Below are 18,911 nucleotides of genomic sequence, written 5' to 3'. Positions count from 1 at the left end.
CGATCTATATGAAAAACGTTATCTGGTTTATAGTCTGTATACTCGCATTGATTGCGCTCGAAGCGGCCAGTGTTTATTTCATTATGCCATTTCCGGGTAGCCAGCTGGGGTTAGCCGAAGGAGAAACATCGCTTGACCGGGTCGAATTGGCGTACTGGCTGCATCTGCATATGGGCTGGTTGCGAGGTATTGGGCTATTGCTGCTGGCCTACCCCGCTTACCGACTTCTGATTCGCCCGCTTCGGGCATGGCAGCGATATACCGCTTTCGCTTTATTGCTGGTCTATGGCGGAGTACTCTACATAGTTCATCAGCAGATGATGGCCGACCATATGTTTCTACAGCCAACTACCAAGCGGGTTGTACCCATGAGCCAGAACAAAATTCCACTCGATAAACTCGTAATAGGCTTCGAAGCGCTAGGGCAGGCAACGGCGTATCCGATTCAATTGATTGGGTATCATCACCAGGTGCGGGATACGGTTGGAGGGCAGCCTATCATGGTGACCTATTGTACCGTTTGCCGGACAGGCCGTGTATTTAACCCACTGGTGCAGGGGCAGGCCGACGAGTTTCGACTGGTGGGTATGGATCATTTCAACGCGATGTTTGAAGACAACCGTACTGGAACATGGTGGCGGCAGGCAACGGGTGAAGCCGTAGTTGGCCCGTTGCGTGGAAAATCGCTGATGCCTCTTTCGTCTCGTCAGATGACGCTACGCGAATGGGCGCATGAACACCCCAATACGCGTGTTTTGCAAGCCGATTCAACCTTTGCCGAGGAGTTCAAAGGGATGCTTACCTACGACAAGGGCTTAGCGAAAGGTAAACTCACCCGGCGGGATTCGGCATCGTGGCATCCAAAATCGTGGGTAATTGGTGTTGAACATGCGGGTTTTGCAAAAGCCTACGATTGGAATCAACTACAAACGAATCGAGTAGTCAACGACGTAGTAGGAGGTGAACCGGTACTGATAGCGATGTCGCCCGATAGCGCATCGTTTGGTGTATGGAATCGTCGGATGGGTGTTCAGACGCTTACATTTCACTATACGAATCGGCAACTGATCGATCAGGAAACGAAGTCAATCTGGACCTGGCGCGGGCATTGTACGGCTGGTCCGCTGAAAGGCCGTCGGCTATCAGCCATGCCGAAAGCGTACCAGGAGTTCTGGCATAGCTGGCGATCGTTCCATCCCCAGACGCAGCGGTAAAACTCGGTTTTTAAACCATTCAGGTCGCTGAGTGATGCGCAAAGATTATCGGGAAAATGTCTCTCGGAGCCTTGCACTTCGTTCAGCGACCTTTACACATCAATAGAATCTAATTCACGCTGGCAATACGGCGCTCAACCTGACGTTCTTCGGGTGTGAGCAGACGGGATATTGGTAGTTTTGTAAGACCGTTCGCGCAGAATCGGCCAGAAAATGCCCCGGAATTCAGGCCAACGACTACCTTTACCGTACCAAGTAGCCTATGCGATTTTTACCTCTTGCCATTCTATTCCTGACAACGCTGTTCGTTTCCCATCAGGCCAGGGCCCAATGGATCATTGGTGGGTTTATGCAGGGACATCGAAAAGCCAGCCTGGCCATTATTGGTTCTCAGGAAAGTTACAGTACCTATTTCATCAATAAAACCGAGACCAAAAACCCAAATCTGGGAACGGTGACCACGCAGGCATTGACCGCTGTCGGGACATATGGTTTGGGGTACGACCTCGATCTGATCGTGGCCGCGCCTTATATCCGTACCGAAGCCAGTGCGGGCTATTTTCCGAAGCAGGAAGGGTTTCAGGACGCATCCGCTACGCTTCGATGGGAGGCCTACGACTACAAACTGGGTAAAAAACTCAGGCTCTCATGGCTGTTCGCCGTTGGCTACTCCATGCCTATTCAGAATTACGTCAATGACGCGATGGTTGCCATTGGGCGTGGCTCTAAAAACTGGGACGGTCGTACGATGCTGCACCTGAAAGGGAAATCCTTTTTTATAACCGGGCAGTATGGGTATATCCGCCGGGGGCAGGTTACGCTCGATCATGTGGTAAATTATTATGACCCCAGCCAACTCAATCCGAATAGCGGCTCGAAGGTGAACGTACCCGATGTTACCGAAATCATTGTGCGGGGGGGGTATGTGAATACATGGCTCAATCTGGATGTCTGGGGGCAGCAGCAAACGCCATACACAAAGGGAACCGACATTGGGCCAGGAATTCCATTTCCGACCAATGCGGTGGGTTTCACACGGGTAGGCGCCACGGCTTATCTTCGTTTAGCGAAGCAGTTTGGCCTGACGGCTGGCTACAATACCATTATCGATGGGCGTAACGTCGGGAAGAACTCCCAAATCAATGCAGGCCTTGTAATCGGTCACTGGACTGCCAATAATTAGTGTCGTGGCTCTCTAGTCCGCATAAGTATAGTTTTTACGTATAGCTATGCGGACCAGAGAGCTACGGTACAGCAACTACTATGAGACTATTTTTTGTAACCATTAGCTTAGGGGCTTTGCTGGTGTGGATAGTGGGGTGTTCGGAACCTACTATCGATGAAGGCGTTCTGCCTTTTATTGTGCCTACATCCACAGATGCCGATGGAGGTAGCTGGAAAACAGTTGTGCTCAAAGCTGTTACGGATATTAGCGTACCGCAACCGCTCGCAACCACATCGGCTGCCTATCAGCAGGAGTTGGCCGATGTGAAAAACGGCGTTCTGGCGGCAACTCCTGAGCAGAATACGGCCGTTAACTATTGGGCTTACGGGGCTGTTTTGCGCTGGAATCAGATTGCCCGACAGTTAGTAGCCAAGTACAATGTTGCGCCCGGTTATGACTATGCAACGGGACAGACAACACCCGCTGAATCGGCCAATCCATATGCAGGGCCTCCGTATGCCGTTCGGGTATATGCCTTGCTGAGTGCTGCTCAGTACGACGCATTGGTTGTAGCCTGGCGGGCCAAATTTCAGTATAATCGGCCATCGCTGGAGCAGCAGGGTGTGATTTCGCGGGCACCTGTACTCGACGTCCCTTCCTATCCCTCGGAGGATGCGGCCGTGGCCGAAGTTTCCTGTCAGGTACTGGCGTATCTATTTCCGAATGAGGTAGCTTTTTTAAAGGCTAAAGCAACTGAGCATAAGCAGAGCCGCATATGGGCTGGAGCCAGCGTGCCGAGCGACGTGAAAGCGGGCGAAGCGCTGGCGGCTGCATTGGCTACCAAAGTTATTGACCGGGCTAAAGCAGATCGTTTTGGTGCGGCTAATGATCCGACCAATACCTGGCAGACGGCATTGGCGAAAGCACCCTATGATCAAAAATGGACCAGTCTTGAAATACCGGCCCGTTCCCCTATCCTGCCGCTGGCCGGTAAAGTGAAAACCTGGTATGACTCAACGTCTATTGCCAAAATAGTTCCTGCTACTCCGCCAGCCACCACGTCTGCCGATTTCCAGAAGGCATTGAGCGAAGTACACGATATAGCTGCCGCCCGCACGCGTGATCAGTCGCGTATAGCCAGCTACTGGGACAATGGCCCCAATACGTATTCTTTGTCGGGCTTATGGAATCTGTTAACGGAAGAATTTATTCGGGAAAATGGGCAGAACGAGCTACGGGCGGCACGAACCTATTCCCTGCTGAACCGGGCCATGCAGGATGCTACTACGGCTAGTTGGCGTATGCAATACACCTATTTTGTGCCCCGCCCCTCGCAGATCGATCCAACAATTAAAACCGCTACCGTTATTCCGAATACACCGAGTTATATATCGGACAGGGCAGCGGTATCCAGTACAGCCGCAACGCTTTTAAGCTATCTATTCCCGAGCGATGCTACCAAACTGGCGGCTCAGGCTACCGAAGCATCGCTATCAGGCTTGTATGCAGGTACGCAGTATCGGTTCGATAACGACGAAGGGGCTAAGTTGGGTACGGCGATTGGGCAGTTGGCTGTTGCTGCGGCTAAAGTCGACGGGGCAAAATGAATCGGACAGATAAGTCTATTGTATGAGGAATGGCGTATAATTGCTAAATTTCGTTTTCATGAAAAGCCGGGTTTGAGAATCCGGCTTTTTTGTAACATTGCCCTAGTATTTGCGAGTTAGTTACCCATAAAACCTATGATTGCATGAATGTTTCGGAAACTCTTACCGGTCAGTCGCGAGTCGTTATTGAACATGTATCCCCTGAATTGGATGGCGGACTGTACCCTATCAAAGCTGTACCGGGGGATGTCATTGCTGTTGAAGCGGATATCTTCGCGGATGGACACGATTACCTGACGGCTGTCCTGCTCTTTAAACATATTGATGATGCCAACTGGACCGAAACGGCGATGGCCCCGATCATAAATGATCGCTGGGGGGCATCGTTTGTGGTCGAAAAACAGGGTAAGTATCTCTATACCCTGGAATCCTGGGTCGATCATCCGGGTTCCTGGCAGCACGAGGTCCATCTGAAAGTGGCCGATGGGCAGCGGATTACCAGTGAGCTACTGGCCGGAGCGCAGTATCTGGATGGTATGCTGGTTAGAGCAGGCGGTGCAACAGAACAAAAGAAAGGTGGAAAGGGAAAAGGGACGAAAGCAAAAAGTGAACCGATTTCGGAAAGTACTGATGCAAAGGCAATTCGGGAAATGGCAGCCTTGTTTCGGGATGAGAGCCGCTACAACGAAGCCGTATCCGTTGCCGAAAGCGATCAGTTTACGTTTTATGCCAGTCGCTACCCGGAACGGCAGCACGTAACCCGATACGGTCACGAACTGGGTGTTGAGGTCGATAGAGCCCGTGCCGGGTTTAGTAACTGGTATTGCCTGTTTCCCCGCTCGGCTTCGCGGGTCGAGGGCAAGCATGGTACCTTTAAAGACGTAGAGGCTCTATTGCCGCGCATTTCGGGTATGGGCTTCGATGTACTCTATTTACCGCCGATTCATCCCATTGGTACCGCACATCGGAAAGGGAAAAACAACTCGGTTATCTGCCAGCCTGGCGAACCTGGCGTCCCATATGGAATTGGCTCGCCGGAGGGCGGGCACGATGCCATTCACCCTGAACTAGGTACGGTTGAGGAGTTTAAACACCTGATTGCGATTGCGGCCAACTACGGAATGGAAGTGGCGATGGACCTGGCTATCCAATGTTCGCCAGATCATCCCTGGGCTAAAGAGCATCCCGAATGGTTCAAAAAACGCCCTGATGGCTCCATCCAATATGCCGAAAATCCACCCAAAAAGTATCAGGATATTTACCCGGTTTATTTCGAGACCGACGATTGGCAGAATTTATGGGAAGAATTGAAACGGGTGCTGCTCGTCTGGGCATCGTGGGGAGTCCGAATTGTACGGGTCGATAACCCGCATACCAAGCCGTTCGGTTTCTGGGAATGGATCATTGCCGAAGTAAAAAAGGAATTTCCCGATATGTTGTTTCTGGCCGAAGCCTTTACGCGTCCGAAAGTTATGCAGGAGCTAGGCAAACGCGGGTTCGCTCAATCCTATACGTACTATACCTGGCGTAATACAAAATATGAGTTGGAGCAGTATATGATGGAGTTGACTCAGACGGAAATGAAATACTACTACCGTCCGAATTTCTGGCCAACCACGCATGATATTAACCCATATAGCTTGCAGAGTGGCCATGAGCCACAATTCCTGATCCGGTATTTTCTGGCGGCCACGCTGGTCAGTAATTATGGCATTTATGGTCCATCCTTCGAACTGATGGAACACATTCCGTTTCCAAATAAGGAAGAGTACCTCAACTCGGAGAAATACGAAATTCGGTTGTGGGATTGGGATCGGACCAATAAGTTAACCTACCTGATTTCGCTCGTAAACCGAATTCGCCGCGAAAATGTGGCTTTGCAGGTAACCAATAATATCCAGTTCTGCCCGGTAAACGACGATGCAATTATGGCCTATCTAAAAGTAAAAGACGCCAATCGATTGCTGATTGTTGTGAATACAGATGCCTATAACCGACGGGCGGGTGTCGTGCAGGTGCCGATTGGGCTGTTAGGCATTGGGCCTGAACAGTATTATCAGGTGCACGATTTGCTGACAGGCGCTTACTATAACTGGCAGGGGGAGCACAATTATGTTGAACTGGACCCGTATAGCCTGCCCATGCACTTGTTTCGGATTGAAGTATAATTGAGCGAATGAGTGATTGAGTGGTTGTGCGCCAGCTATTCACTCAATCACTCATTCGCTCAATCACTCAGTTTACCAGCACCACACGACTTTGAAGCCCTACTGGCGTTTCAACGGTAATGGTATAGCGCCCGCTAGCCACACCCCGCAGACTGAAGTTTCGACTGTGATTTCCCGCAGACAGATTGACTTCACGGATTGCCTGGACGCGTTGCCCAAGCAAATTAGTTAACGACAACGTAGCTGGGCCAGCCGTTGATTGGGTGAAATCGACAGTAATAGTCTCGGTTGTTGGGTTCGGGTAAATGCGTAGTCCAATGTCGTTGGGTTCGGTAGTACCTGTCACAACCGTTGTCGTTTCAGTAGTTGTGGATAGGGTTTTCAGAATCCAGTTGTTAGGGTCGATCACTACATTGGTGACTTTACCTCGGGCAGGAAGCGTAAACGTCTGATCGGCCTGGTCGTTGAAAACGGTGACGGTCGTGTCGCCTGCTGCCGACTGCACTTTCATCTGGATGGGCATCGTAAACGAACCAGGATTGGAGGCTGTGCCATTCGTTTGCGTAAGCCGAACCGTTGCCGTTGAACCTCCTGTAGTGATGGTCGCTTTATAAGCCGGATAACCCGCTCCATAGATCCATTGACTGAAAAAATAATTCAGATTCTTCTCCGAAACCTGCTGGGCAATGGCCTGAAAATCTTCCGTGACAGCCGTTTTATAGGCGACTAGCGGACTAGCTGCGTAGGTACGTAAAATGCGAAAGAACGTACTATCGCCAACCATTCCCCGAAGCATATGCAGGACCGTAGCTCCTTTGGCATAGCTGCGATTATAATTGAAAACATAGTCAACATTCGTAATACTCTGCACGTAAAGACTCCCCTGCGCATTACGAGCACTGTTCATGAAGGTGTTGATCGATGATAGATAACCCGATTGTCCATTGATCGATTCGGTATAAATGGCTTCCGCGTAGGAGGCAAAACCTTCGTTTAACCAGATGTTCTGCCAGTCTCGGCAGGTAATTTTATCGCCAAACCATTGGTGGGCTAACTCGTGAGCAATCGTAGTAGGCGTGAAGGCACCCAAATACGATGAACTGATGGTTGATGGCCCCATCGAGCTTATTGTCTGATGCTCCATGCCGCTGTTGTCGCCGTATTGCGCATGCCCATATTTTTCGTTGAGAAAAGGATAGGCTCCAAAACGATTACTGAACAACTGCAACATAGCAGGAGTTAGCGCAAGGTTAGTTTGTATGCCAGCTATTGCAAATGTTTCAGGGAAAATATAATGCGTAACGGGCATGATCTGGGTCCCGTAGGTAAATGGGGTATCGTACTGCGTATAATTCGAGACTGCAATCGAAATCAGGTATTGGGCTATCGGATAACTATTTTTCCATAAATACGTTTTTGTGCCATCCTTGTTTGTGGTCGTGCTCATCAACTTACCGTTCGAGACCGATATCAATTGAGCAGGAGCTGTAATGCGTACCGACGATGAATCGGCTTTATCGGCCGGGGTATCGCGGCAGGGGAACCAATCCGATGCGCCATAGGGCTCACTTAATGTCCAGATCACCGGATCGGCTGCCGGGCCGTGTTTATCGAAAGAGAAATTTACATAACCGGGTCCGTTGGACGTATTATTTGGAACGCCCTGATAAAAGACAGTGAACGAAAGAGACTGACCATTTGCCAGAGGTTGTGGTGCTGAAATGGTCAGTTTATTTTGCGTGTGCTGGAATGTGAGTTTCTGAGTTCCTGTCTTGACCGAATCGACTTTAAGGCCGGCACTGGACGTAGTTGCTGAGTTAAGGTCCAGAAAAAAACTTGTCAGGCCGGAAACCGTGCTTTTAAGGGTAATGGTCGTCGCAGCCGTCATATTGGCTGGTGAAGTGCTCAGTCGAAGATCAAGGCCATAATACGTTACGTCGATTGAGGCATCGCCTGGATAGGCCATTCGCGCTTTCGGATTAGTAGCTAGTTGGCCGAAGTAATGTATTTTGCCTGCCCGGCAGAACTGTCCTCCATCGTTATCGATCTGGGCGTAGGTGAGGAGCGGAAAGAGAAGCAGGAAGTACAGATTTTTCATAGAACAAAGGGCGTAAAGACATTACCATCTAAACGGATTATCAGTTGAAATCTGCTTGGTTTCAGCTGCTTTTTATTCGTTGGTACGTCCGGTCAGTAGCTTCGGGGGCTGGCTTGTTGTTTCGGCCTGTGCTTTCAGTGCCTCAAGTTCGCGTTGCTCCGCTTCGGGGAGTTGCAGGTGCCAGCCCATCGAACTGGCCAACTGATATATCATGTACTGAATCTGATTGTTAGCAATTTTGGGCAGATCGCTTTGCATAGCCCGTTCGTTCATGGCCTTCTTAGCCTCTTCCAGAATCTGTGTGTAATCTGCACCGCTGAAGTGGTTCAAAATACCAGCCTGGATATCATAAAATTTATAGTCCGTATCAATCGAAAGTACTTCCGGCTCTGGAAATGAGTCGATAACTAACTTTTTTTCGCCATTGACCGGAGCCCGAAACCGAACTTTCGCAAAGTCGAAGCCAACTAATACCTTTGATTTGGCGATGACCATTGCCTTTTTTGGATCATTGAGCAGATACAAAATCTTTTTCTGATCCTGGTAATTGTAAATCTCAGAAAAGTACCCTTCTGCCATTACCACTTTGAACACTTTCTCGATGCGTTCGAGCAACAGAACGGAGTCGCGCTGGACATTGGTGAGGCCGGTACGTTTTCGAAGGGTATTGGCTAGAGCAACACCTCCACCCGCGCCCAGCAGTACAAGTAAAACGGCAGTTAAGAAATCCATAGTAGGTTAAATGTACAGACTTTATGGTAAGATGCCAGTCGCTCAGCAAGAATTGATAATGTTCTCATCTTACTATGCAGCATAGTCTGGTGTATAGACCTGTATGGTGGCAAAAGTAACGGATTTATGGGCCCCGACCAGTTCTGATGATCAATACATGAATCGCCTTGCTCAATGGATAACTGTCCTTGAACAAGGCGATTGGAATAACTCTTCCAGTAAGTATACGTAGCAACCGGTAATGGCATTTCAGCTAACACGGCTTTAACCGGCATCCTTTTAGCTCTATTGGGATGGCTTATCGGAGGTTGTTTCCATCCGTCTGATCGGTAGTAAAATAGCTTGATGAAGATGGCTCCTGCGTTATCTTTTTCGCAATCAAGGCATTGTATTTACAGATCAATACCATTCGGTTGACCAGTCTGGACACTTCGTTCCGGGGATTTTTTATATAATACTTCAACTCGTCTTTGTAGTGCGACATGAGTTGTGGCCAGCGCTGGCTGTAAAATTCGTTCAGGCCAAGCCATTCGTTACCGCTATGCACCACATACACAAAGGCATTCGTACTTTTCATCAGCTTGCCATCCATATCAAAATTGGCTGCGTTGCCAGGACTGTGGGTAATACGCAAGCTCCGGTATACCATGAGTGTTCCTGAGGCAATTTCTTCGAGAAACTGCGGTCGTCCATGCTGGAGTAAGTAGCAATCGTTGATCGCCACGAATTTGCGAAGGTTGTTGAGCTGGTTGTCGAAATACACAAAGTTGCTTACCTGATCGATTGAGTACGCCTTTACTTTATCCTCCTGACGGTACTGGACGATATCGGCTTTCCAATTGAAATTCAGATCGCCCTGAAGCTCAACGCCGTTGCGTAAGGTAAGTTTACCTGGATTCCAGTTGATGGCGTAAGCAGCCCAGGTATTGCTGATTAAACCTATAAATAGCATGAACAGTACCCCCTTTTTCATTCTCGTGGTTTATCTATTGAGTAAAACTTCTGCCAGATGAATCGGCCAGTTTGCTGATTCGGATTCATCTGATAACCCTTGTCTATCAAAAGGATTTATCGACAGAATTTAACCGAAAAAAAGGGCTCTAGTTTAAAAATAATTGAATTATTATGTTAAAAAATTGAATATATCTGTGTAAAAAGGTTATAGATTATGCTGTTTGGTTACGGATATTCCCATTAAAAGATGGCAAATCATTCAAGTAAGAAGTGATCTATTTTAGGGAATGGCGCTTTTGCCGAATTCTCTTTGCTGGCCCCTACTCTGAAAAAAATTAGTAAATGATCGACTCGCTACGTCAGATTTTATAGCCTCCAGGCGTCATCAGCGTGTGTATGATGGAAAATGGAGAGGAGTAGGTATAAAAAAGCGGATGCCGGATAAGAGAAATATACGCTCATCCGGCATCCGCTTTGAAAAATTACCTTAGTACTATTTTGCGTAAGCAACCGCCCGCATTTCCCGGATGACCGTCACCTTGATCTGACCGGGGTACTGCATTTCTTTTTCGATCTTCTGTGAGATTTCGTACGATAGAACACCAGCCCGCTCGTCGGAAACGTGGTCTGCATCGACCATAATCCGAAGTTCGCGGCCAGCCTGAATGGCGTAGCATTTTGTTACACCGGGGAAATTACCTGCTAGCTCTTCCAGTTCTTTCAGCCGTTTGATATACGACTCCATCATTTCGCGTCGGGCGCCGGGTCGCGAACCCGATACCGCATCGCAGACCTGAACAATGGGCGAAATCATGCTGGTCATCTCGATCTCGTCATGGTGAGCGCCGATCGCATTGATAACTTCAGGGTTCTCCTTGTATTTTTTCGCCAGCTCCATGCCCAGGATAGCGTGGGGCAGTTCGGCTTCTTCGGGCCAAACCTTACCAATATCGTGAAGCAGGCCTGCCCGTTTGGCCAGCTTGGCGTTCAGCCCTAATTCAGCCGCCATCGTGGCACAAAGTTTGGCAACCTCGCGGGAGTGCTGGAGCAGGTTCTGGCCATAACTTGACCGGAAACGCATTCGCCCCACCATTTTGATCAGTTCGGGATGCAGTCCATGAATGCCCAGATCAATAACGGTCCGTTCGCCAATTTCAACGATCTCGTCTTCGATATTCTTGCGGGTTTTGGCAACGATCTCTTCAATACGCGCCGGGTGGATGCGGCCATCCTGAACGAGCCGGTGAAGCGATAGGCGGGCTATTTCCCGACGGACAGGGTCGAACCCAGAGATGATAATCGCTTCAGGGGTATCGTCTACAATGATTTCAACGCCAGTTGCAGCTTCCAGCGCCCGTATATTACGGCCCTCGCGCCCAATTACTTTTCCTTTTACGTCGTCGGATTCGATATTGAACACCGACACACAGTTTTCGATAGCGTGTTCGGTTGCGGTCCGCTGAATAGTTTCGATCACTACCTTTTTAGCCTCTTTGGTAGCGGTCAGCTTAGCTTCTTCAATAATGCTTTTAATATAGGAAGAGGCCCGGCTTTCGGCTTCGGCTTTTAGGGTTTCAATCAGTTGATCGCGAGCCTGATCGGCCGAAAGTCCTGCGATTTTTTCAAGTTGAGCCACTTGGTCGGCCAGCATTCGGTCGGCTTCCTGCTGTCGTCGTTCTACATCTTCTTTCCGTTTATTGAGGGCGTCTATTTGCTGGGAAAGACTATTCTTTTGCTGATTGATTTCGTTCCGCTGTTGATTTAATTCGTTTTCCCGCGTACGTTGCTGGTCGGCTTGCTGGGCTAATTGCTGTTCGCGTTGCTTGAGTTTATTCTCGTTCTGAAGAAGAATATTCCGTTTTTGATTGGTTGTTTCTTCGAACTCCGCTTTCAACTTAAGGTATTTCTCCTTTGCCTCTAGTATGCGATCTTTTTTGATATTTTCGGCTTGTAACTCAGCGTTTTTTAAGATCGTTGCTGCCTGCTCTTCTGCTTCTTTTTCGTGTTTTGCACGAACGCTCGCCATCATCTGGCGGCCAATTAGTATGCCAATGCCACCCCCAACCAGGAGGGCGGCCAGAATCGTTAACCAAGTGTCCATTGGACTATATCGTTAGGGTTGAACAAAAAACCATCAACCTGCTTCGATACGAGTGCCCTGAACGCGAACTCGAAAAATTATATCGGGTGAATAGCCCGTAGGTTATCTATGTCGAAACGACCGGCGTGACAACCTGGTCTAATTGAGTGATTTTGTCAAATACCATCTGTTGTAATCGCTGCATTTTACGTTCTCCTCTGAGCTTAGTTACTAAGCAGTCGAAGGCTATCATTGCCAGGGCTTCCTGTGTTTCCGAAAAGCCCTTGTCCCGGTATTGTTTCAGTTCATCCTGAATCAGCTTGGCGGCTTCGCGCACTACGGCTTCCGCTTCGGGCTCTACAAACAATTTGTAGGTCCGATCCGCAATTTTGACGCGAATTGATAGTTCTTCCATCGCTGCAGTCGGCTCAGTTGGGCTACTCCTCGGAGCCAATTTAGGTTTATGACAAACTACTCAAATGAGCGATACACCGTTCCAATTCCTGGATATACTCGTCGAGTTGTTGTTTTAATTCAGCATTCGTACCTGTTCTTAACAGGTTGTCTTTTACAATTATACCACTATCTTTTGAAATAGCTGTATTATTTTCTGCCTTAGTTGATTTTTTTCGTAATTCCTTTACCTGGTCCTGTTCGGCTTTAAGACTTTCCTGCAAGGCCTCTTTCTCCCGTTCTAACTGCTCAATCTGGCTTTTAGCATCGGCATACAGATTCGTAAGCAACTTGAGCTTATGCTCAAATCGCTCCACCAATGCAATAATTTGATGCTCGCTAACCACAGTGTTGATAGAATTTTAAATGATCGAATTGTTGAATGATTGAATAAACCGGCTTCAACTGTTTTATTCAATCATTCAACAATTCGATCATGCAATCATTTACGAATGACAGCTCCCAACTCTTTTTCGAAGGCAACCATGAGCCGCTGCATGGTTTTATCAATAGCTGCTTCGGTAAGGGTTTGCGTTGAATCCTGTAGCATAAAATTGACAGAATACGCCTTTTTCCCTGCACCCAGGTTATCGCCTTCATACACATCGAAAACGTTAATCGACTGTAGTAACTTACGCTCCGTTTGCCGAGCCAGCCGACTGATTTGCTCAAACGTGACGCCTTTATCGATAACTAGTGACAGATCGCGACGAACTTCCGGGAAGCGGGATACTTCCTGATAGCGCACCTTACCAGTTGCCAACTTCAACAGAGCTTCCCAGTCAAAATCAGCATAAAATACAGGCTGCTTCAGGTCGATCAGTTTAGTTAGTTTTGGCTGAATTAAGCCCAGACTAACGATTGGTTTTTTGTTGACTATGTATGTCAAACCATATTGGAAAATGGCTACGTCGGCAGGCTGAGTCTCAAACGATTTAATACGGAACAGATTGAGAATACGCTGGGTAGCCGTAGCCAGATCGTGGTAGACCACAGATTGACCTTTTTGTAGCCAGCTTTCCGACGACTCATTGCCTGTGATAGCCAGGCTTAACCGCATACGTTCCACGTATTTAGTACCACCGTCTTCGAGTTTTACTTTATAATACACTTTACCGAATTCGAAGGTTTTCAGGTCTTTCTGCCGCCGGTTCAGGTTATAAGCCAGCGTTTCCAGCGATGAAAACAGGAGTGTCTGACGCATAACGGATAGTTCATCACTAAGCGGATTCAGTAAGGTGACGTCCTCATTAGGCAGAGCCGACCGGATGGCATCGTGATAAGCAGGCCGCGTTAGTGATAGGGTCAGAATCTCATAAAATCCATTAGCCGCCATCAACTGACCCACTCGATTCTGCCAGCCGTCGGGGTCTATTTTCGGAAATTCAGATAGCGAATCAGCAGACAGGTTTACCGAGAGCGGAACATTATCCAGACCATAAATACGCAGAATCTCTTCGATCACATCAGCCTCACGCGTTACATCGACTCGGTACGGTGGCACAATCGCGGTAAATCCTTCTTCCGTCCGGTCAGTCGCCTGAATGTCCAGCGCTTCCAGAATGCGGTGGATTTCGGTATGGGCAATTTGTATTCCGATCAGTCGATCAATGTTCCGATAGCGTACTGGTACCCGGAAGGGCTCTATCGGGTTTGGGTAAATATCAGTAATCGCTGAGCTAATCGTACCACCCGCAATTTCCTGAATCAGAAGGGCAGCTCGTTTGAGGGCGAAGACGGGCATGTTTGGGTCCGTCCCACGCTCAAATCGGAACGATGCGTCGGTTTTAAGTCCGTGATATTGCGCGGTTTTTCGAACAGAGGTGGCCGAGAAGTAAGCCGATTCCAGAAAAATGCTGGTGGTCTGCATCGAAACCCCCGAATACTGCCCCCCAAATACACCTGCAATACACATAGGCTTTTCAGCATCGCAGATCATTAGGTCTGTACTACTGAGCTTCCGCTCAACGCCATCAAGAGTAACAAATGGTGTTCCCTCCGGCAAGGTCTTAACAATAACCTGGTTTCCGGCTATCCGATCTGCGTCGAAGGCGTGGAGCGGTTGCCCAAGGTCGTGCAAAACGAAATTTGTAATGTCGACTACGTTGTTGATCGGTTTCTGACCAATAGCAATCAGGCGCTGTTTAAGCCATTCCGGCGACTCGGCTACGGTCAGGCCACTAATGGTCAAGCCGGTATAGCGAGGGCAGGCCGTCGTATCGTCAACGCGTACATCTAGGGTCAGGTTCGTATTATTGACCGCAAACGCATCCACTGACGGTAAACGAAGGGGACGATTCAGCGCAGCTTTTAGGTCACGGGCCGTACCATAGTGCGAAGCCGCATCAATCCGGTTAGGAGTCAGGCCGATTGCAATCTGATAATCAGCTTCCAGGTTGAAGTACCGGGCTGCCGGTGTCCCATTGGGCAGGTCAGTATCCAGCACCATGATCCCTGCGTGCGATGTGCCTAGTCCAATTTCATCTTCGGCACAAATCATTCCTTCAGAAGCGGCCCCACGAATTTTGGCTTTTTTGATCTGAAATGCTTCGCCCGAAGAAGGGTGTAATGTTGCCCCAACGAGGGCAACCACTACTTTCTGCCCAGCGGCCACATTAGGCGCTCCACAAACAATGGGTAACGGTTGTCCGGTACCTACATCTACGGTAGTCAGACTTAGTTTATCGGCATCCGGGTGTTTAGTGCAGGTCAGCACTTCACCAATAACTACTCCTTCCAGTCCACCCGGTATAGCTTCAATTTTCTCAACTCCTTCTACTTCAAGCCCCGTTGCGGTTAGCATTTTGCCAACTTCTTCCGGTAATTCCGGTAATTCAATAAAATCTTGTAACCATTTATAGGAAATTTCCATACACAGGCGAAACAGGTAATTGTTACAAAGGTAAGGAGGAAAGCAGGAAAGCCGGAAGACGAAGAAAGGAAAAAGGAGGAAGTGGTAACGTATTGCCCTTCACTCTTTTTCCTTTCTTCGTCTTCCGGGTGCATTCAATGATACGTTTCTCCAGCCTTTACAGATACACTTAATGTATTTTCGGCTGGGGGTATCGGGCAGGAATAAGTAGGGTTATAGGCACAATACGGATTGTAGGCAGTATTGAAATCGACTATAGCGCCGTTGCTGGTCAATTGGGCCGGGTCTAGTTCAAGGTAGCGCCCTCCACCATATGTCTCCTTACCTGATGTACCATCCCGAAATAAAATAGAGTATGTATTCTCAAGTTTAACCACTAATAATCGACAGGTTTCGCCATTTAATTTAAAAACCACATGAGCAAACTTGTCGTAAACTTCTTCATTACCATCGCTCATGCGAACTACTAATTTTTGCGTTTTATCAGCAAAGGGTTCAAGCCTTGCGACAACCCGATAGGAGGGGTCAGGTGGGAAATAGTGTAGGCCGCGAAAAGTAGTTTTGTCTTTGATAGGAGATTCACTGTCGGTGCGAAAAAACACGTCTTTCTTTTTACGGGCATCTGCCAGTTGCTGACGATAGGTTTCCAGGTTAATCGTTTCGTCAAGACCGCCATTGGATGATGCGTTTCCGCCATCAAAAAATGAGTAATAAAGTACTACCAGCGCGGTCAGAAAAAGGCCTCCCAAAAAAAATTTATTTTTTATCATATGTTAAGTTTAAACTTCAATCCAACGTGTTGCTCAGAGGTTGTAAAAATAAAGAATGGTAATTTAGAATATGCCATTGAAAATTTATTGATAAATGACGAACAGCCGAATTATCTGATAACGAACTAGCAAAAGTTTACAATTAAATTAGTAATATCGCCCTGCCGGGGCCTATTTAATTCTATAAGTTACATAGGTTGATATATTTACAACTTCATCATAATGAATCTTTAGGTTTTAACTGGTTTTTAATACCTTTAGACGCTGAAATTGTAATTCTTCATCACGGTATAAACATACTATTCCGCATATGGCTAAACTTTACGAACTAAAAACGTTCACATCTGGAAACGGAAATCTCACCGTTTTTGAGGAAATTATACCGGGAGTGATTCAGCGTGTTTTTTATATTTATGAAGCTGGGCAAGGAGCAAGGGCTGGGCATCGGCATATTCGTGCCTGGAATGCGCTCATATGTCTAAATGGAAGCTGCCGGGTTTATTCCAATAACGGAAAGGAAGAAACTACCTTTCATTTGACATCGCCCCGTCAGTGTTTAGTGCTAGAGCCAGAAGACTGGCACATCATGGACGAATTCTCAAGCGATGCTATTTTGCTGGTTGTTTCGAACGAAACGTACGACAAAGACGACTACATTTACGAACCTTACCCCAATAGTCGGCTGATCATGGCCGATTCCGAATGATTCCTTTTCTGGATCTTAAGCGTGTTAATGAACCATACGAGTTAGCTATACAGGCTTCCACTGACCGAGTCCTGAAATCAGGATGGTATATACTGGGTCGTGAGGTGGAAGCCTTTGAAGCAGCATTTGCGGCCTATTGCCAGGCAAAGCATTGTATTGGTGTTGCCAATGGGCTGGATGCGTTGACGCTGGTATTGAAGGCCTGGGAGTTTCCGGCTGGTAGCGAAGTTATAGTGGCGTCGAATGCCTATATAGCATCAGTACTTAGTATTACGCTGGCTGGTTTGACTCCTGTACTGGTCGAGCCAGATACTCACACCTATTTACTTGATCCCAGTCGTATTGAAGCAGCAATATCCTCACGTACAAGGGCCATATTACCTGTACACCTGTATGGTCGTTGTTGCGACATGGAGCCTATCGGGAAGCTGGCAGAGCAGTATGGCTTGGCGATTCTTGAGGATGCCGCGCAGGCGCATGGAGCGTTGTATGGTCTGAAACGAGCCGGCAATCTGGGCGATGCTGCCGGATGGAGCTTTTACCCGAGCAAGAACCTTGGAGCAATGGGTGATGCTGGGGCTATCACGACCAATGATGATGCACTGGCTCAGCGCTTGCGTGCCTTGCGAAATTATGGGTCATTAAAAAAGTATGTCAATGATTATCAGGGAAATAATAGTCGGTTGGATGAGTTGCAGGCAGCTATCCTTTCGGCTAAGCTTCCTGGTCTTGATGCCGATAATGAGCGCAGACGAGTACTGGCTCGTCAGTACCTGAACGGCATTCAGCATTCTGAAGTAATACTACCCCCGACCGATCAGATTGAGCAGGATGTCTGGCATTTGTTCGTGATTCGCCATCCACGTCGTCATCAATTGCAGACCTACCTGCGTGAACGTGGTATTACTACCGACGTTCATTATCCGATACCACCGCATAAACAGCGCGCCTATGAGTCGTATGGAAATCGTTCGTTGCCGATTGCGGAGCAACTGCATCAGGAAGTGCTAAGTTTGCCACTCAATCCATCCTTGACGGATCTAGAAGTTGCCTATATTATCGATTCGGTTAACCAATTTAGCGAATGAGTGGGTGTGTAAAGCAGCGTAGTTACTCGAAAGCCTGCTCTCCATCACCCACTGCCTATCGCTTTCGCCTTTATGAATCTTTCTGTCATTATTCCGGTCTACAACAGCGAACGAACCATAGGGCCGTTGGTTGAGCGTTTACAGGAATGCCTGTTGGGGCAGGAGTTTGATGTTGTATTAGTCAATGACGGTAGTCGGGATAATTCAGAAGTCGTATGTCAGCAACTGGAAAATCGCTATGCAAATGTGACGTTTGTATCGTTACGGAAAAATTTTGGGGAATTCAATGCGGTTCTGTGCGGGCTTAACCATGCTTCTGGAAAGTATGCCGTGATCATCGACGATGATTTTCAGAACCCGCCAGAAGCAATTCTAACCCTTGTAGCTACCGCCGAGCAGGGTGATTTTGATGTAGTCTATAGCCGCTATGCCCAAAAAGAGCACCATTGGTTCAGAAACCTGGGCAGTTGGCTCGTCAATACACTGACAACCTATTCTATTGGAAAGCCACGAGATTTATATCTGTCGAGTTTTAAGCTAATCCGACGGGAAGTAATCAACGAAATTATTCGGTACAGAGGGCCTTATCCTTATATCGACGGACTTATTTTCCGGGTGACGCGTAATGTTACCAGTGTGGAAGTGCCTCATCATGTACGCGCTGAAGGGCGTTCCAGTTATACGATTCGGAAACTTATCAGTCTATTTCTGAACGTGTTTATTGGGTACTCACTCTGGCCAATCCGGGTTTTTACAGTGTTCGGTGCAGCTCTGTTTGTCGTGAGTCTTTTCATCGGTTTCTGTTTTATGGTGGGCTGGATTACGAAATCAATCATTATTCCTGATTGGGGTATTATTGTGTGGGCAATCGGAATGGGATTAGGGTTCCAAATACTCTCTTTAGGTGTGTTGGGTGAATACCTGGGTAAATTATTTATGGCGTATAGTGGGCTACCCGCCTATGTCGAAAAAGAGCGAAAGCGTGAACGAGCCAAAGAGTAGAC

Annotated in this window: 15 protein-coding genes; 7 read left to right on the top strand and 8 right to left on the bottom strand. The window is 47.9% G+C overall.

Annotated elements, in window-relative coordinates; translation table 11 throughout:
- Nucleotides 1–8 precede the first annotated feature (8 nt).
- The 4 genes from B5M13_RS26855 (at nt 9) to B5M13_RS26840 (ending at nt 6,154) form a co-directional block, all read left to right on the top strand.
- On the top strand, nt 9–1,214 hold the full coding sequence (locus B5M13_RS26855; protein WP_170061200.1) for a DUF3179 domain-containing (seleno)protein: 1,206 nt from the start codon (nt 9–11) through the stop codon (nt 1,212–1,214).
- Between the two features lie 262 nt (nt 1,215–1,476).
- Nucleotides 1,477–2,397, top strand: a complete 921-nt coding sequence (locus B5M13_RS26850) for a hypothetical protein (protein ID WP_080058606.1) — start codon at nt 1,477–1,479, stop codon at nt 2,395–2,397.
- An 80-nt stretch (nt 2,398–2,477) separates the two neighbouring features.
- Entirely contained in the window at nt 2,478–3,986 is a 1,509-nt protein-coding gene (locus tag B5M13_RS26845; RefSeq protein WP_080058605.1) for a phosphatase PAP2 family protein, read from the top strand.
- A gap of 143 nt (nt 3,987–4,129) precedes the next feature.
- Nucleotides 4,130–6,154: an alpha-1,4-glucan--maltose-1-phosphate maltosyltransferase gene (locus tag B5M13_RS26840; protein WP_080058604.1), complete on the top strand. Its 2,025-nt coding sequence runs from the start codon at nt 4,130–4,132 to the stop codon at nt 6,152–6,154.
- A gap of 67 nt (nt 6,155–6,221) precedes the next feature.
- On the opposite strand, the gene B5M13_RS26835 is transcribed toward B5M13_RS26840, so the two are convergent.
- The 8 genes from B5M13_RS26835 to B5M13_RS26800 form a co-directional block, all read right to left on the bottom strand.
- Nucleotides 6,222–8,252 (bottom strand): M1 family aminopeptidase, encoded by a 2,031-nt coding sequence (locus B5M13_RS26835; protein ID WP_080058603.1) that lies wholly within the window; start codon nt 8,250–8,252, stop codon nt 6,222–6,224.
- 72 nt (nt 8,253–8,324) lie between these two features.
- Nucleotides 8,325–8,984 carry a DUF4230 domain-containing protein gene (locus tag B5M13_RS26830; RefSeq protein WP_080058602.1) on the bottom strand — a complete coding sequence of 220 codons (660 nt, stop codon included), beginning with the start codon at nt 8,982–8,984 and terminating at the stop codon, nt 8,325–8,327.
- A 298-nt stretch (nt 8,985–9,282) separates the two neighbouring features.
- A complete protein-coding gene (locus B5M13_RS26825; RefSeq protein WP_080058601.1) occupies nt 9,283–9,957 on the bottom strand; it encodes a hypothetical protein in 675 nt (224 codons plus the stop codon).
- A 474-nt stretch (nt 9,958–10,431) separates the two neighbouring features.
- Nucleotides 10,432–12,039 (bottom strand): ribonuclease Y, encoded by a 1,608-nt coding sequence (gene rny / locus B5M13_RS26820; protein ID WP_080058600.1) that lies wholly within the window; start codon nt 12,037–12,039, stop codon nt 10,432–10,434.
- Between the two features lie 106 nt (nt 12,040–12,145).
- Nucleotides 12,146–12,433 carry a cell division protein ZapA gene (locus tag B5M13_RS26815; protein WP_080058599.1) on the bottom strand — a complete coding sequence of 96 codons (288 nt, stop codon included), beginning with the start codon at nt 12,431–12,433 and terminating at the stop codon, nt 12,146–12,148.
- Between the two features lie 46 nt (nt 12,434–12,479).
- The gene (locus B5M13_RS26810; RefSeq protein WP_080058598.1) at nt 12,480–12,818 is read right to left on the bottom strand and encodes a hypothetical protein; all 339 of its coding nucleotides are present in this window, start codon (nt 12,816–12,818) and stop codon (nt 12,480–12,482) included.
- A 95-nt stretch (nt 12,819–12,913) separates the two neighbouring features.
- The gene (gene pheT / locus B5M13_RS26805; protein ID WP_080058597.1) at nt 12,914–15,343 is read right to left on the bottom strand and encodes a phenylalanine--tRNA ligase subunit beta; all 2,430 of its coding nucleotides are present in this window, start codon (nt 15,341–15,343) and stop codon (nt 12,914–12,916) included.
- Between the two features lie 134 nt (nt 15,344–15,477).
- Nucleotides 15,478–16,113, bottom strand: a complete 636-nt coding sequence (locus B5M13_RS26800) for a DUF1684 domain-containing protein (protein ID WP_080058596.1) — start codon at nt 16,111–16,113, stop codon at nt 15,478–15,480.
- 310 nt (nt 16,114–16,423) lie between these two features.
- Between B5M13_RS26800 and B5M13_RS26795 the strand changes: the two genes are divergently transcribed.
- The 3 genes from B5M13_RS26795 (at nt 16,424) to B5M13_RS26785 (ending at nt 18,909) form a co-directional block, all read left to right on the top strand.
- Entirely contained in the window at nt 16,424–16,819 is a 396-nt protein-coding gene (locus B5M13_RS26795) for a sugar 3,4-ketoisomerase (protein ID WP_080058595.1), read from the top strand.
- Complete coding sequence (locus tag B5M13_RS26790) at nt 16,816–17,907, top strand: DegT/DnrJ/EryC1/StrS family aminotransferase (protein WP_080058594.1); 1,092 nt, start codon at nt 16,816–16,818, stop codon at nt 17,905–17,907. The genes B5M13_RS26795 and B5M13_RS26790 overlap by 4 nt, the downstream gene beginning before the upstream one ends.
- A 72-nt stretch (nt 17,908–17,979) precedes the next feature.
- Nucleotides 17,980–18,909, top strand: a complete 930-nt coding sequence (locus B5M13_RS26785; RefSeq protein ID WP_080058593.1) for a glycosyltransferase family 2 protein — start codon at nt 17,980–17,982, stop codon at nt 18,907–18,909.
- Nucleotides 18,910–18,911 lie beyond the last annotated feature (2 nt).

The sequence above is a fragment of the Spirosoma aerolatum genome, from assembly GCF_002056795.1.
GTDB lineage: Bacteria > Bacteroidota > Bacteroidia > Cytophagales > Spirosomataceae > Spirosoma > Spirosoma aerolatum.
This window is presented reverse-complemented; position numbering and strand designations above follow the sequence as displayed.

What these genes read in the sequence shown, in the direction of transcription:
- B5M13_RS26855 (WP_170061200.1), top strand. Translation starts at nt 9, where the DNA reads ATGAAAAACGTTATCTGGTTTATAGTCTGTATACTCGCATTGATTGCG.
- B5M13_RS26850 (WP_080058606.1), top strand. Translation starts at nt 1,477, where the DNA reads ATGCGATTTTTACCTCTTGCCATTCTATTCCTGACAACGCTGTTCGTT.
- B5M13_RS26845 (WP_080058605.1), top strand. Translation starts at nt 2,478, where the DNA reads ATGAGACTATTTTTTGTAACCATTAGCTTAGGGGCTTTGCTGGTGTGG.
- B5M13_RS26840 (WP_080058604.1), top strand. Translation starts at nt 4,130, where the DNA reads ATGAATGTTTCGGAAACTCTTACCGGTCAGTCGCGAGTCGTTATTGAA.
- B5M13_RS26835 (WP_080058603.1), bottom strand. Translation starts at nt 8,252, where the DNA reads ATGAAAAATCTGTACTTCCTGCTTCTCTTTCCGCTCCTCACCTACGCC.
- B5M13_RS26830 (WP_080058602.1), bottom strand. Translation starts at nt 8,984, where the DNA reads ATGGATTTCTTAACTGCCGTTTTACTTGTACTGCTGGGCGCGGGTGGA.
- B5M13_RS26825 (WP_080058601.1), bottom strand. Translation starts at nt 9,957, where the DNA reads ATGAAAAAGGGGGTACTGTTCATGCTATTTATAGGTTTAATCAGCAAT.
- rny (WP_080058600.1), bottom strand. Translation starts at nt 12,039, where the DNA reads ATGGACACTTGGTTAACGATTCTGGCCGCCCTCCTGGTTGGGGGTGGC.
- B5M13_RS26815 (WP_080058599.1), bottom strand. Translation starts at nt 12,433, where the DNA reads ATGGAAGAACTATCAATTCGCGTCAAAATTGCGGATCGGACCTACAAA.
- pheT (WP_080058597.1), bottom strand. Translation starts at nt 15,343, where the DNA reads ATGGAAATTTCCTATAAATGGTTACAAGATTTTATTGAATTACCGGAA.
- B5M13_RS26800 (WP_080058596.1), bottom strand. Translation starts at nt 16,113, where the DNA reads ATGATAAAAAATAAATTTTTTTTGGGAGGCCTTTTTCTGACCGCGCTG.
- B5M13_RS26795 (WP_080058595.1), top strand. Translation starts at nt 16,424, where the DNA reads ATGGCTAAACTTTACGAACTAAAAACGTTCACATCTGGAAACGGAAAT.
- B5M13_RS26790 (WP_080058594.1), top strand. Translation starts at nt 16,816, where the DNA reads ATGATTCCTTTTCTGGATCTTAAGCGTGTTAATGAACCATACGAGTTA.
- B5M13_RS26785 (WP_080058593.1), top strand. Translation starts at nt 17,980, where the DNA reads ATGAATCTTTCTGTCATTATTCCGGTCTACAACAGCGAACGAACCATA.